Raw genomic sequence first — 13,150 nt, 5'->3', positions numbered from 1 at the left:
GACGGCGCCGGTCCCCTCGGGGACCGGCGCCGTCGTCCGTCCCGGGCGGGCCGGGACGCGGTGATCAGGTGAGGTAGCGGTAGATCGGGTCGTGCGGGTCGATCCGCTCGATCTGCATCTGGGACGCGGCCATCCGCCCCATGAGCGGCTCGAGATCGGCGCGGGAGCCGATCTCGACGCCCACCAGGGCCGGTCCCTCCTCGCGGTTGTTGCGCTTGATGTAGTCGAACAGGACGATGTCGTCGTCCGGCCCGAGCACCCGGTCCAGGAAGCGCCGCAGCGCCCCCGGCTCCTGCGGGAAGGTCACGAGGAAGTAGTGCTTGAGCCCCTCGTGGACGAGGGAGCGCTCGACGATCTCCGTGTACCGCGAGACGTCGTTGTTGCCGCCGGAGACGACGACGATGACGTCGCCCTCCCCGTCCTCGTCCGCGGTGAGGCCGCGGACCGCCCCGGTCGCGACGGCTGCGGCGGCGAGGGCCCCGGCCGGCTCGGTGATGATCCCGTCCACCTGGTAGAGCGAGAGCATCTCGGTGCACACGGCGCCCTCGTCGACGCTCAGCAGCTCCGGCTCGATCGCCTGGACCATGCGCAGCGGCCCCGCGCCCACGCGGCGCACGGCGGCGCCGTCCACGAAGCGGTCGAGCTCGCGCAGGGTCACCGGGTGGCCGGCGCGCACGGCGGCCGCCATGGACACGGCCCCGGCGGGCTCGACGCCGACGATGCGCATGGTCGGCGTCCGCTCGCGCAGCCATGCCCCGCAGCCGCCCAGCAGACCGCCCCCGCCCACCGGCAGCACCATGGTCGACGCCTCGCGGCCGTGCTCGAGGCGCAGCTGCTCGACGGCCTCGAGGGCCACGGTGCCCTGGCCGGCCATGATCGTCGGGTGGTCGAAGGGCGGCACCGTCACGGCGCCCGTCCGCTCGGCGTCGTCCGCCGCGGCGGAGGCGGCGTCATCGAAGGTGTCCCCGGTCAGGACGAGCTCCACGAGGTCGCCGCCGATCGCGACGATCCGGTCCCGCTTCTGGCGGGGCGTGGTGCCGGGCACGTAGATGCGGCCGCGGATGCCGAGCTCGCGGCACGAGCGGGCGACGCCCTGGGCGTGGTTCCCGGCGCTCGCGGCGACGACGCCCGCGGCGCGGGACTCCTCGTCCAGCGCGGCCATGAAGAGGTGGGCGCCGCGCAGCTTGTACGAGCGCACGGACTGCAGGTCCTCGCGCTTGAGCCACACGGGGACCCCGGCGATCTCGCTGAGCCGCTCCGAGCGGTGCAGGGGCGTGCGGCGCAGCACGGGGGCGAGGGTCGCCGCGGCGGCCTCGACGTCCTCCGCGGTGAGCGGGAGGGGGCCGGCGGACTGCGCGGTCTGCTGCTCGCGGGGGGAGGGCACGGTCACGGGCGGGGCTCCTCGGGGTCGGGTCGGTCCATGGTCGGAGGGGCCGCGGCCCCGGGGACGGCAGCCGCGGCCGTCGCGGCGTGCGCGGTGGACGCGGGGACGACGGGGGCGTCGGCGGTGCCGGTGGACACCGGGACGACGAGCGCGGTCGCGATCGCCGCGACCCCCTCGCCGCGGCCGGTCAGGCCCAGGCCGTCGGTCGTGGTGCCCGAGACGGAGACCGGTGCGCCGGCGGCGGCACCCATGGCCGCCTCCGCCTCCGCGCGACGACGGGAGATCGGGGGACGGTTGCCGATCACCTGGACGGAGACGTTGCCGATCCGGAAGCCGGCGGCGGCGACGAGCCGCGCGGCCTCCGCGAGGAGTGTCGTCCCCGCCGCTCCGGCCCACTCGGGCCGATCGGTGCCGAAGTGCGCGCCGAGGTCGCCGATGCCGGCGGCGGCGAACAGCGCGTCGCAGGCGGCGTGGCACGCGACGTCCGCGTCGGAGTGGCCGACGAGACCTCGCTCACCGTCCCACCGCAGCCCGGCGATCCACAGCTCCCGGTCGGAGCCCGCGGGTGCGAGGGCGTGGACGTCCGTGCCGGTGCCCACGCGGGGCAGCGCGGTCATCGCGGGGTGCTCTCGAGACGGTCGAGGATCGCGTCGAGATCGGTGAAGGTCAGCGCGGGGTTCGTGCCGAGCAGCAGCGGCATCCCGTTGACGCGGGGGATGCCGAGGGTCGAGGGGAGGTCCACGGTGGAGACCACGACATCGGCCGTGAACCGGGGGGAGAGCAGGTCGATCACGGTGGACTGGACCACCTCCGCGTCCCCGGCGCGGTGCGCGAGGTGGTCGCGCACCTGCTGGGCGATGAGGGCGGAGGTGGCGACCCCCGCCCCGCAGACGACGGCGATCGTGAGCATGCGTGCTCCTGGTGCTCGAGGGAGGGCGAGAGGTGCCCCGGGACGATCCTCGATTCTTCCATGCCGGGCGGGGTCGGTCCACGCGGCGCCGCTCGCCGTCTACGATGCCGGGGTGAGCCAGTCCCGCCGTCACCGCCCCTCCCGCCTGCGCGGGCGGGCCGCGGGCATCGTGCTCGCCGGGGGATCCGGGACGCGGGTGGGCGCCGGCATCAACAAGGCCTTCCTGCCGCTCGCGGGACGCAGCATCGCCAGCTGGGGGCTCAACACCCTGGGATCGGTCGACGGGGTGGGACTGCTGGTCTTCGTGGTCCGGCCCGACGATCTCGAGCACGCGCGCTTCGTCGCCTCGCGGGAGAGCGCGCACCACCTCGAGATCATCACCGGCGGCGACACCCGCCAGGAGTCCGAGCTGCTGGCCCTGCGCCATCTCGCGGACCGGATCGACCACGGCGTCATCGACACGGTGCTGATCCACGACGCGGCGCGACCGCTCGTCTCCCACGGCCTGGCCGCGGCGGTGCTGCACGCGGCCCGCGAGGCCGGGGGAGCGGTGCCGGGCATCCCGGCCGAGGGGATCGCCCCGGTGGACGGCCCGGACGCCCTCGCGACGGGCGCCTTCTCCCCGGACTCCCTGCTGCGCGTGCAGACCCCGCAGGGCTTCGACGCGGCGACGATCCTGGACGCGTACGAGCAGGCGGCCCGGGACGGCTTCGTGGGCACGGACACGGCGTCCTGCGCCGAGGAGTACACGGACATCCCTGTCACCTGGGTGCGCGGCGAGGAGACCAACTTCAAGATCACCTATGCGCAGGATCTGCTCCTGGCCCAGGACGTCGTCACCGCGCTAGGTTTGAGATCCGTGTGAGGAGGGGATGATGGCCGTCGAGGAGAGCTTCCTGCGCTGCACCGCATGCGACCAGGAGGCGGAGCACGTGGTGATCTATGCCGGTCGCTTCGTCTCCGAGATCCAGTGCACCGGGTGCGGAGCGGTCACCAAGCTCGACGTGAGCGACGAGTACCTGCCGGACCTCCGCCAGCGGATCTCGAGCAAGCCCGGCCGGCTCCTGCGCCGCCTGCGCGCGGATCCCGGTGAGCTCGCGAGCACCCTGCCCGTGCGCACGCTCTCGAAGCCGGCGCGGATGGTGGAGGAGTTCCGGACGGTCTGGCGCTCGCGCCGACGGGGCTGACGGGGCGCTCGCGCCGCAGCAGGTGCCACCGCGCTCAGGCGCGACGGGCGAGACCCTGCCGCGAGGTGGTGTCGCGGGCGAGGCCCAGCGAGATCTGCGCCTGCCAGAGCGTCAGACGGTCCACGACCGCGAAGCCGTCGTGCGAGCCGTGCACGGTGCGCACGTCCCCGCCGCCGGCGAGCACGGCAAGGATCTCGTCCTCCGGGGCGTCGACACCGGTGCCGGCCGCTCCGGCCATGCGGGCCGTCGCCGCGCCGAGCGCCTCGCGGCGCAGCAGCCGGGGGCTCTGGAGGACGGCGAGGGTGCTGCGGTCGATGTTGCGCAGCCCCGCGCTCCCGGCTTCCTTGACGGAGTCCGTCATGGCGACGGTGGGCACGACGGCGTCCACGCCGTCGACGAGCGCCGCCATCACCTCCCGGTGCGCGGAGGCGGGGGTGAGGGCGCGCTCGGCGTCATGCAGGAGCAGCGCCGGCTCGTCGCACGCGTCGAGCGCGGCGAGGATCCGATCACGGCGGGAGCCGTCGCGGGGGACGAGCACCGCTCCGTGCGGGAGCGTGCCCTCGAGGCGGACGGCGATCGCCGAGGGTGCCACCACCACGGCGGGCGGCGGGCACACCTCGGCGAGTGTTCCCAGGAGCCGGTCCACGAGCCGGGAGCCGCCCAGGAGCTGCAGGGCGGGGGCAGTGGTCGCGCCCTGCTCCTCGGGGCCCGACGGGGCCACGAGGACGACGGGGCGCACCGCTGCTCCGGTGCGGGGGACGGGCACGGAGGGAGGCGGGTTCAGGGCCGCGCCTTCAGGAGGCGAGGACCTCGTCGAGGATCGACTCGGCGCTGGACTCGTCGGTCTTCTCGGCGAGGGCGAGCTCGGAGACGAGGATCTGACGGGCCTTGGCGAGCATGCGCTTCTCCCCGGCGGAGAGACCGCGGTCCTGGTCGCGGCGCCAGAGGTCGCGCACGACCTCGGCGACCTTCTTCACATCGCCGGAGGCCAGCTTCTCGACGTTCGCCTTGTAGCGGCGGGACCAGTTGGTGGGCTCCTCCGTGTACGGCAGGCGGAGGACCTCGAAGACCTCGTCGAGGCCCTTCTTGTCGACCACGTCGCGGACGCCGACCATGTCGACGTTGTCGGCCGGGACCTCGATGGTCAGGTCGCCCTGGGCGACCTTGAGCTTGAGGTAGGTGCGTTCCTCACCCTTGATGGTGCGGGTCTTCACCTCCTCGATGAGGGCTGCACCGTGGTGCGGGTAGACGACGGTCTCGCCGACGACAAAGTTCATGTGTCTGGTCCCCTTTCCGCGGAACAGTCTATCACCGACCACCTGTGCTACTCTTCGCGCGCCCATGCCTGCGAGCAGGTGAGCGTGCCCTGCTCGCCACCCGGCCCAGCACCCGGCCCAGCGCCCGACCCGGCCGGCCCGGTGCCCGGAGGGGGTGCCCGAGTGCGGTACCCTGGCAGGGCTGTCCCTGCCCCTCCCCGTCGTGCCTGCAAGTGCACCGAACAGGAGTTCCCCGTGCGTCGTCCCCGCCGACTCGTGCTCTCCGTCGCCGCCCTCGGCCTCGTCGCCGCGGCCTCCGGCTGCTCCTACTTCAACCCGGTGCAGACGCACGACTTCTACCAGGCGGCCGACGGCACGAACGCCAACCTCGAGCAGGACTCCGGCGCCCTCGCGGCGGGCGTGCGCAACGCGATCGTCGTCGTCGACGACTCCGGCAGCGCCGAGCTCCGCGGCTCCGCGGTCAACTACCTCGAGGACGACATCACCCTCGACCTCGAGGGCTCCGTCGACGGCGCCTCCGCCTTCACCGCGTCCGTCGCCGTCCCCGCCGGCGGCTCCGTCGAGCTGGGCCCGGGCGAGGGCGAGCAGGCCGTGGACATCACCGCGCTCGACGTCGCCCCCGGCGACATCATGCAGCTGACGGTCACGCTGGACGGCGAGTCCACCGAGATCTCGCTGCCCGTCACCGACACGACGCTCGCCTACTACCAGGACTCGAGCTCGGACCCCAACGGCGAGGGCGTGGCCTCGGACGGCGGCGGCGCCTCCGACGGCGGCGAGGGCTGACCAGCCCCGCACCAGGCATGACGAAGGGCCCCCGGGTGATCCCGGGGGCCCTTCGTCGTCGTCGGCCCCGTCGGTCGGCAGTCGTGCGCCGTCCCGGCGCGGTCAGGCGCCGGTGGACTCGAACTTGTAGCCCAGCCCGCGCACGGTCACGAGGTGCACGGGGTTCTTCGGGTCGTCCTCGATCTTCGCGCGCAGGCGCTTGACGTGCACGTCGAGGGTCTTCGTGTCGCCCACGTAGTTCGCCCCCCACACCCGGTCGATCAGCTGACCGCGGGTGAGGACCCGGTCGACGTTCCGCAGCAGCATCTCCAGCAGCTCGAACTCCTTCAGCGGGAGCGCGACGTCCGTGCCGTGCACCTGCACCACGTGCCGCTCCACGTCCATCATGATGTGGCCGGCGGTGAGCGTCGCGGACTCCTCGGACTCCGTGCCTTCGCTCCCGCGGCGCAGCACCGCCTTGATCCGGGCGAGCAGCTCGCGCGAGGAGTACGGCTTGGTGACGTAGTCGTCCGCGCCGAGCTCGAGGCCCAGCACCTTGTCGAACTCGTCGTCCTTCGCGGTGAGCATGATGACCGGCACGGAGGAGGTGCGGCGGATCTCGCGGCACACCTCGGTGCCGCTCATGCCCGGGAGCATGAGGTCCAGGAGCACCAGATCCGCGCCGTGCGCGGAGAAGATCCTCAGGCCGTCCGTGCCGTTGTCCGCCACGGCGACCTCGTACCCCTCCTTCCGGAGCGAGTACGAGAGGGGATCGGAGAACGACTCCTCGTCCTCGACGATCAGGATGCGCGTCATCTCAATGTCCCTTCCGTGGGTTCTGCTGGGGATCCGAGGGCCGTGACGGGGGCGTCGCCCCGCTGACGGTGACGGCGCCGGTGCGCCCCATCTCGGGGAGGCGGAGGGTGAAGGTGGAGCCCTGCCCGGCCATGGACCAGGCGGTCACCTCCCCGCCGTGGTCGGTCGCGATGTGCTTGACGATGGCCAGGCCCAGCCCGGAGCCGCCCGTCGCGCGGGACCGTGCCCGGTCCACGCGGAAGAAGCGCTCGAAGACGCGCTCCAGGTTCTCCTTGGAGATGCCCATGCCCTGGTCCTTCACCGACAGCTCGACCATGCCCTGGTCGCGCCGCACGGAGATCCCCACCCGGGTGTCCGGCTCGGAGTAGCTGATGGCGTTGGAGACGAGGTTCGACAGCGCGGTCGTGAGCATCGAGGCGGAGCCGAACACGCGCAGGCCGCCCGTGCCGCCCGTGACCACCTCGATGCGGGAGCCCAGGGCGAAGTTCCGGTTCAGCGCGACCGCCTCGGCGACGACGTCGTCGATCTCGACGGGCTCGGCGTCCGGCAGCGCGGAGGTGCCCTGCACGCGCGAGAGCTCGATGATCTCCTGGACCAGGTGGCCCAGCCGGCGGGACTCCGTCTGCATCCGCTCCGCGAAGCGGCGCACCGCATCCGGATCCTCCGCGGCGTCCTCCATCGTCTCGGCGAGCAGGGTGATCGCCCCGACCGGGGTCTTCAGCTCGTGGGACACGTTCGCCACGAAGTCGCGGCGGGTCTCCTCGACGCGCACGGCGCGGGTGAGGTCGTCGGCGAGCAGCAGCACGCCCGTCTCGCCGAGCGCACCGATGCGCACGTCGATCACGGCGTCGTCGTCCTCCTGGCCGGAGCGGCGCAGGGAGAGGCGCTCGTCGCGCCAGCCGCCCCCGCGGCCGACGTCGGCCGCGAGCTCGAGCAGCTCGGGGCTCGCGAGGCGCGGGTAGTCGTTCCCGGAGGCGCGGACGATGCCGTACGAGTAGGCCAGCGGCGAGGCGCGCAGCACGTCCCCGCTCGCGTCGAGCACGACGTACGCCGAGCGCAGGATCGTGAGGACCTCGGCGACCTGCTCGGGGAGTGTCCCGGGGGAGTCGGCCTCGGCGCGCTCGCGCTCGCGGCCCTCGGAGCGGTGCATCGCGTACATCGCGGCGCACCCGATCACGAGGCCGGTGAGACCGGCGAGCAGGAGGAGGACGGAGAGCGGCACCGGTACAGCCTATTGCCGATAGGGTGATGACTCGCTCCTGCCCCCGCACCTCGAGCGGGGCAGGGACCAGGAGTTCACCGGGACTCCGCCTCGAGTTCACCCCACGGCGATCGCTGTTCATCCGCCATTGCCAGACTCGACGGTCGGGGAACCCCCTACTTCCCGCTCGGAATCGGCATCAGGAGTGTGCACACATGCGCGAGGCGTACCAGAGCGACCTGCGTCATCTCGTCGACGACCTTCTCGACATGGCGTCCCTCGTCAGCTCCGCGCTCGAGGACGCCACCACGGCGCTGCTCGAGGGCGACCTCGGACTGGCGGAGCGCGTCATCGCCGCGGACCCCCACATCGATCAGCGCCAGTACGACCTCGACACCAAGATCGTCGAGCTGCTCGCGCGCCAGAACCCCGTGGCCGGCGACCTCCGCCTGCTCGTCTCCTCGCTGCGCATGAGCTCCTCGCTCGAGCGCATGGGCGACCTCTGCGGCCACATCGCGCTCACCGCGCGGCGCGCCCACCCCGAGCCGGCCGTCCCCGAGCAGCACCACGCCCAGATCCGCGAGATGGCGCGGCTCGCCGGCGAGGCGCTCGCCAACGCCTCGACCGTGATCGCCGAGCGCGACCTCGCCCTCGCCGCACGGGTCGAGGAGGAGGACGAGAAGATCGACGCGCTCCTCCAGGAGGTCGCGCGCGAGCTCGCCAAGGGCGGCGAGGCCTACACCAACGCGCAGATCGCGGACATGACGCTGCTCATCCGGTTCTACGAGCGGATCGGCGATCACGCCGTCTCCCTCGTGCGTCGCATCGGCTTCCTCGTCACCGGCGACTCGATCGACACCCTCAGCGGCGGCGGGACCGAGGTCTCCGAGATCTGACCGCGCCGTCACCGCATGCACGGAGCGCCCGTCCCCGGGAAGGGACGGGCGCTCCTGCATGCGGGCGAGGTCGCCGGTATCAGCCCCGGTTCGCGCGGGGGCGGCGGGAGACGACCCGCTCGGTGCCCTTCTTCGCGTACTGCTGCGCGAGCTGCTTGAAGCCCTGCAGCATGACGCCGGAGATCAGCGTCCACAGCATGACCTTCCAGACGGGCTGCTCGTCCATCGGGTCGCGGATCTCGTCGATCTCCGCCTTGCTCAGGCCGTCCTTCTTCGCCTGCTTGCGGCGGGCGGCGGTGTCCTTCTTCGAGGCGCGGTTCGCCTTGACGGTGGGGGCGTCCTCACCGAAGACCGCGCCCCACCCGGAGCGTGCGGCCCTCGATCCCACCTGCGCGGCGAGGATGCCGGCGATCGGGACGACGATCTTCACGAGCGGATTGGCCACGGGGATCCTCCTGCGGGGTCGGCGGGGTCGGCGGGGTCAGCCGTTGCTGACGTGGTCAGCGTAGTACGAGGACATGGTGTCCTCGCGCAGAGCGGTGCGGAGCAGGTCCATCGCCTCCTCGTCGGTGCCGACCACGCTCGCGCCGCCGCTGGTGGTGTAGGGGCCCGAGTTCGGCACGGCGAGGTAGTGGATGTCGCCGCTGCGGATCGAGCGCAGGGACAGGCCCAGCTCGATCATGGCGCCCGAGTCCAGGCCGTCGTCGGTCGTCATGTAGGGGGCGATCGTCGAGATCGTGTCGCGCAGCTTCGCCGGGTCGGTGAGGGTGTCCGCGCTGATGAGCTTCGAGATGATCCCCTGCAGGACCGCCTGCTGGTTGCGGTTGCGCTGGAAGTCGCCCTCGGAGAACTGCTTGCGGGCGCGGACGAAGGCGAGCGCCTCCTCGCCGTTGAGGTGCTGGGTGCCCTTGGTGTACTGGTGGCCGTCGGCCTCGAAGTCCTCGGGGACGGTCACGTCCACCCCGTCGAGGGTGTCGACGAGGCCCTGGATGCCCTCGAAGTCGATGAGCGCCACGTGGTCGATCGGCACGCCCGTGTAGTTCTCGACCGTGGTCACGGCGAGGCTCACGCCGCCGTAGGCGAGCGCGGAGTTGATGCGGCCCTTGCCGTGGCCCGGGATGTCCACGTACAGGTCGCGCGGGAAGGAGGTCACGTAGACCTCCTTGTTGTCCGCGGAGATGTGCACGAGCATCATCACGTCCGAGCGCTGGCCGCTCACGTTCTCCGCCTTCGCGTCCTCCTCGCTGCGCTTGTCCGAGCCCAGCAGCAGGAAGTTGCGGCCCTGGCCGTCCTCGGGGCGCTCGCCGTCCGAGGCGCCGCGGGAGATGGACACGGTGGTGACCTTCTCGTAGGCCGAGCGCAGCGAGTTGAGGTAGGCACCCACGGCGATGACCGCGCCGAGCACGAGCACACCGGCGAGGCCCAGCGCGATGAGCGCGAAGCGGCGGCTGCGACGGGCGCGGGGATCCGGCTCGGAGTCGTCCTCCCAGTCGGAGGGCAGCTGCAGGTCGTCGGGGGCGTTCATGAGGGCTCGCTCTCGTCCGGTGCCGAAGGGGGAGAAGATCGGATGCGGGTCGGTCCGACCTCGCAACGGCAGTCGGCGCGCTCCCTCGTCGTGGCCGCGGGATCCGCGCTCACGGCGCCGGGGTGTACGCCAGATCCCATACTAGGCGTCCGGCACGGGCGCCCTTGTTCTCGAAGCTGGTCTTCACACGACCCTCGAATCTGGGCGCCCAGCCCTTCACCGGGAGGTCCTCGGGCACGGGATCGGCGGCCTCCCCCTCGGGGCGCGGCCCGTCGGGGTGGAGGCTGCGCAGCCGGGGATCCGCGTCGAGCACCTGCCGCATGTGGTGCGCGTACTGGGCCCAGTCCGTCGCGAGGCGGAGCACGGCCCCGGGCGCGAGCAGCGGGATCATCGCGTCGAGGAACGGCGGGTTCACGAGGCGTCGCTTGTGGTGGCGGGACTTGTGCCACGGATCGGGGAAGAACACCCACAGCTCCTGCACCGACCCGGCGGGCAGCAGCGCGGGCAGCGACCGCTGGGCGTCCAGGGGGAGCAGGCGCACGTTGTCCGGCAGCCCCGCCCGCTCGATCCGGTCGAGGGTCTGGGCGAGCCCCGGCAGGTACACCTCGACCGCGAGGTGGTCCCGCTCCGGCTGCGCCGACGCGGCCGCGGCGATGTTCTCGCCGAGCCCGCTGCCCACCTCGATCACGAGCGGCGCGCGCCGCCCGAAGGTCGCCTCGAGGTCGAGCGAGGCGCCCTCCTCCGGGAGCGTGTCCCGCTCCCCGCGCGGGAGGTCCAGCACGTAGCGCCCGGCGAGGCGGTCCCAGGCGTCCTGGCGGCTCGACGAGAGCCGCGCCCCGCGGCGCACGAAGGAGACGACGTCCCGCGACGGGCGCCCGGCCGGTGCGGTGGCCTCCGCAGGAGCGTCCGCGGAGGTGGATCCCTCGCGGCCGCCGTCGGGCACGGTCACGAGGTCACGCGGCGCACCGCGCCGTCCTCGACGCTCACGGCGACCTCCGGGAGGTGCGTCGTCGCCGGGCCGCGCAGCACCTCGCCGGTGAGGGCGTCGAAGCGCGAGCCGTGGCACGGGCAGTCGAGCTCCTCGTCGTTCTGCGCCAGGGCGCAGCCGTTGTGGGTGCAGTACCCGGAGAACCCGGAGACGTCCTCCCCGTCACCGCGCACGAGCAGGACGAACGGGCGCTCCCCGCCGAAGTTCACGAGCGCCGCGCCGTTCTCGGGGACGTCGGTCAGCGGGACCGAGCCGTCCTCCTGGGCGCGGATCGGCTCGGCATCGCCGAAGCCCTCGTCCTGCGGGGCGCAGGCGGCGAGGGCGCCGAGGCCGGCGACGGAGGCGGGGAGGGCGAGCGCACGGCGGCGCGACAGGCAGGGTCGATCCATGCCCGCAGGATAGTGCGCCCGCCTGAGCGCGGAGGGGCTCAGACCTCCTCGGCGAGGCGCTCCCGCGGGTCCCAGGTGAGGATCCCGCGGGCGCGCCAGGCGCGGGCGGTGACGGCGTCGAGCGCCTCGCGGCGCCGGGCGGGGGAGAGGCGGTCCAGGTACAGGGAGCCGTCGAGGTGGTCCACCTCGTGCTGCAGGCAGCGCGCGAGCACCCCGCCCTCGTCCTCGACGACGACCTCCTGGCCGTCCAGATCCGTGCCCGTGACGCGGGCGCCGCGATGACGTGCCGTGGCGAAGCCCTCACCGGGAACCGAGAGGCAGCCCTCGAGGGTCTCCTCGTCGAGGTCGAGCGGTCCCCACCGCTCGAGCCGCGGGTTGATGACGACCCCGCGGCGCAGCTCCCCCGAGGCGTCCTTGCAGGAGTACACGAACAGCCGCCAGCGCGAGCCGACCTGGGTGGCCGCGAGTCCCGCGCCCTTCGCGGCGTCGTTGGTCTCGAACATGTCCGCGACGAGGGTGCGGAGGTCCTCGGTGACCTCGCGGACCTTCTTCGTGCGCTGCTCGAGGGCGCGGTGGCCGATGATCGTGATCGGACGGACGCTCATGCGGCGGGGTCTCCTGGTGTGCTCTGGCCGATCCCCTCACGCGGGTCCTCGGCGTCGGTGCTGGTGATGCGGTGGTGCTGGGGCGGGTTGACCGCCGTGATCGCGGTGGACTCGGCCACCCACGCCGATCTCGCGCGGGTCAGCGGCTCGCCGGTGCGGGCGGCGATCGCGACCTCCCGGCCGATCGCCTCCGCCTGCTCCGCGTCCTGGGCCAGGAAGTCGAGGGTGTGCGTCGCGTGGGGGTCCAGCACGATCGTGTGCCACGCGTCGAGGCCCGCGGCGATCTGGCGCGCCCGTAGGAACTCCGCGTCCAGCGCGGCCCCCGCGACGATGACGATGTTCGCGACCCACAGCAGCAGCAGGATGCCGATCAGGCCGTTGAGGACGGTGAGGACCTCCGCGAAGCTCGTCACGAGCGCGGCGAGGCGACCCGCCAGCAGCGCCGCGCCGAAGAGCACGAGGACGGACACCGTCGAGCCGAGCGTCATGAGCCGGTAGCGCGGCAGGCGCACGTTCGGGAACAGGTAGTAGGCCATCGACACCCCGATGACGAGCAGCACGAGCAGGATCGGCCACTTCACGAGGTTCCACGCCTCGAAGGCGAAGCGGGGGATGCCCACGATCTCGCCGAGTGCCTGCGACGCCTCGTTGCCGATCACGAGGATGCCGAGGGCCAGCAGCACGAGGGTGACGATGACGACCGTCTCCCCGAACACGATCGTGCGGAACCACAGGAAGGGGCGCCCCTCGCGGGTGTCGTACACGCGGTGCAGCGCCCGGTGGAAGGCGGCGACGCCGTTCGAGGCGCTCACCAGGGAGCCCGCGGTGCCGACGACGAGCCCGATCACCCCGCCGTTCGTCGTGGACACCGCGATGATCGCGTCGACGAACGGATCCGGGTCGAAGGTCGGGAAGATCTCCCGGATCGCGACCGCCGCGGCGTCCAGCGGCTCCTGCTCGATGCCGAGCATCGACATGAGGGACACCGCCGCGACAGCCCCGGGGAACAGCGACAGCAGCGTGTAGAAGGTCATCGTCCCCGCGACGTCCCACACCTGGATGTCGAGCAGCCGCATCCGCACCCGGTTCAGGACGTGCCAGATCGTCAGCCGCGGTCGCACGTACTCGCGCTGCTCGGCGGCCATGGTCCTCCTCCGGGGCGTGACGTGCGGGTGCGCTGGGAGCCTACGTCAGCGCGGGCCCGTGG

At 72.8% G+C, this 13,150-nt stretch carries 17 protein-coding genes; 4 read left to right on the top strand and 13 right to left on the bottom strand.

Features of this window, described 5'->3' with window-relative positions:
* Positions 1–64: 64 nt before the first annotated feature.
* From ilvA to ACYVAP_RS11670, 3 genes are read right to left on the bottom strand one after another with little or no spacing between them, the layout of a single operon-like run.
* The gene (ilvA, locus tag ACYVAP_RS11680) at positions 65–1,390 is read right to left on the bottom strand and encodes a threonine ammonia-lyase IlvA (protein ID WP_498860749.1); all 1,326 of its coding nucleotides are present in this window, start codon (positions 1,388–1,390) and stop codon (positions 65–67) included.
* A complete protein-coding gene (gene ispF, locus ACYVAP_RS11675; protein ID WP_498860748.1) occupies positions 1,387–2,001 on the bottom strand; it encodes a 2-C-methyl-D-erythritol 2,4-cyclodiphosphate synthase in 615 nt (204 codons plus the stop codon). Before ispF ends, ilvA begins: the two co-directional genes overlap by 4 nt.
* Entirely contained in the window at positions 1,998–2,294 is a 297-nt protein-coding gene (locus ACYVAP_RS11670; RefSeq protein WP_264450039.1) for a PTS sugar transporter subunit IIB, read from the bottom strand. The genes ispF and ACYVAP_RS11670 overlap by 4 nt, the downstream gene beginning before the upstream one ends.
* Positions 2,295–2,406: 112 nt before the next feature.
* On the opposite strand from ACYVAP_RS11670, the gene ACYVAP_RS11665 reads away from it, so the two are divergent.
* Complete coding sequence (locus tag ACYVAP_RS11665; RefSeq protein ID WP_259360511.1) at positions 2,407–3,159, top strand: IspD/TarI family cytidylyltransferase; 753 nt, start codon at positions 2,407–2,409, stop codon at positions 3,157–3,159.
* Between the two features lie 10 nt (positions 3,160–3,169).
* The gene (locus ACYVAP_RS11660) at positions 3,170–3,481 is read left to right on the top strand and encodes a hypothetical protein (RefSeq protein ID WP_264450040.1); all 312 of its coding nucleotides are present in this window, start codon (positions 3,170–3,172) and stop codon (positions 3,479–3,481) included.
* Positions 3,482–3,515: 34 nt separating this feature from the next.
* Here ACYVAP_RS11660 and ACYVAP_RS11655 read toward each other — a convergent pair whose 3' ends face one another.
* Together ACYVAP_RS11655 and ACYVAP_RS11650 are read right to left on the bottom strand one after the other, a co-directional pair.
* On the bottom strand, positions 3,516–4,247 hold the full coding sequence (locus ACYVAP_RS11655; protein WP_498860747.1) for a 2-C-methyl-D-erythritol 4-phosphate cytidylyltransferase: 732 nt from the start codon (positions 4,245–4,247) through the stop codon (positions 3,516–3,518).
* Between the two features lie 28 nt (positions 4,248–4,275).
* Complete coding sequence (locus ACYVAP_RS11650; protein WP_137771373.1) at positions 4,276–4,758, bottom strand: CarD family transcriptional regulator; 483 nt, start codon at positions 4,756–4,758, stop codon at positions 4,276–4,278.
* 234 nt (positions 4,759–4,992) lie between these two features.
* On the opposite strand from ACYVAP_RS11650, the gene ACYVAP_RS11645 reads away from it, so the two are divergent.
* On the top strand, positions 4,993–5,544 hold the full coding sequence (locus tag ACYVAP_RS11645; protein ID WP_264450042.1) for a hypothetical protein: 552 nt from the start codon (positions 4,993–4,995) through the stop codon (positions 5,542–5,544).
* Between the two features lie 102 nt (positions 5,545–5,646).
* Here the strand turns inward: ACYVAP_RS11645 and ACYVAP_RS11640 are convergent, their stop codons facing one another.
* Positions 5,647–6,339 carry a response regulator gene (locus tag ACYVAP_RS11640; RefSeq protein WP_103384793.1) on the bottom strand — a complete coding sequence of 231 codons (693 nt, stop codon included), beginning with the start codon at positions 6,337–6,339 and terminating at the stop codon, positions 5,647–5,649.
* Position 6,340: 1 nt separating this feature from the next.
* Complete coding sequence (locus ACYVAP_RS11635; protein ID WP_137771370.1) at positions 6,341–7,561, bottom strand: sensor histidine kinase; 1,221 nt, start codon at positions 7,559–7,561, stop codon at positions 6,341–6,343.
* Between the two features lie 194 nt (positions 7,562–7,755).
* Between ACYVAP_RS11635 and phoU the strand changes: the two genes are divergently transcribed.
* Entirely contained in the window at positions 7,756–8,436 is a 681-nt protein-coding gene (phoU, locus tag ACYVAP_RS11630; RefSeq protein ID WP_498860746.1) for a phosphate signaling complex PhoU family protein, read from the top strand.
* A gap of 79 nt (positions 8,437–8,515) precedes the next feature.
* Here phoU and ACYVAP_RS11625 read toward each other — a convergent pair whose 3' ends face one another.
* From ACYVAP_RS11625 to ACYVAP_RS11600, 6 genes are all read right to left on the bottom strand, one after another.
* Positions 8,516–8,881, bottom strand: a complete 366-nt coding sequence (locus tag ACYVAP_RS11625) for a DUF4235 domain-containing protein (protein WP_137771368.1) — start codon at positions 8,879–8,881, stop codon at positions 8,516–8,518.
* A 36-nt stretch (positions 8,882–8,917) separates the two neighbouring features.
* Positions 8,918–9,961 (bottom strand): LCP family protein, encoded by a 1,044-nt coding sequence (locus ACYVAP_RS11620; RefSeq protein ID WP_264450051.1) that lies wholly within the window; start codon positions 9,959–9,961, stop codon positions 8,918–8,920.
* A 109-nt stretch (positions 9,962–10,070) separates the two neighbouring features.
* On the bottom strand, positions 10,071–10,904 hold the full coding sequence (trmB, locus tag ACYVAP_RS11615) for a tRNA (guanosine(46)-N7)-methyltransferase TrmB (protein ID WP_264450090.1): 834 nt from the start codon (positions 10,902–10,904) through the stop codon (positions 10,071–10,073).
* A gap of 2 nt (positions 10,905–10,906) precedes the next feature.
* Entirely contained in the window at positions 10,907–11,338 is a 432-nt protein-coding gene (locus ACYVAP_RS11610; RefSeq protein WP_137771366.1) for a QcrA and Rieske domain-containing protein, read from the bottom strand.
* Positions 11,339–11,376: 38 nt separating this feature from the next.
* Positions 11,377–11,943, bottom strand: coding sequence for a peptide deformylase (gene def / locus ACYVAP_RS11605; RefSeq protein WP_137771365.1), 567 nt, complete (start codon positions 11,941–11,943; stop codon positions 11,377–11,379).
* On the bottom strand, positions 11,940–13,088 hold the full coding sequence (locus tag ACYVAP_RS11600) for a YihY/virulence factor BrkB family protein (RefSeq protein ID WP_498860745.1): 1,149 nt from the start codon (positions 13,086–13,088) through the stop codon (positions 11,940–11,942). Before ACYVAP_RS11600 ends, def begins: the two co-directional genes overlap by 4 nt.
* Positions 13,089–13,150: the final 62 nt, after the last annotated feature.

Source organism: Brachybacterium horti (genome assembly GCF_054777615.1).
This window is presented reverse-complemented; position numbering and strand designations above follow the sequence as displayed.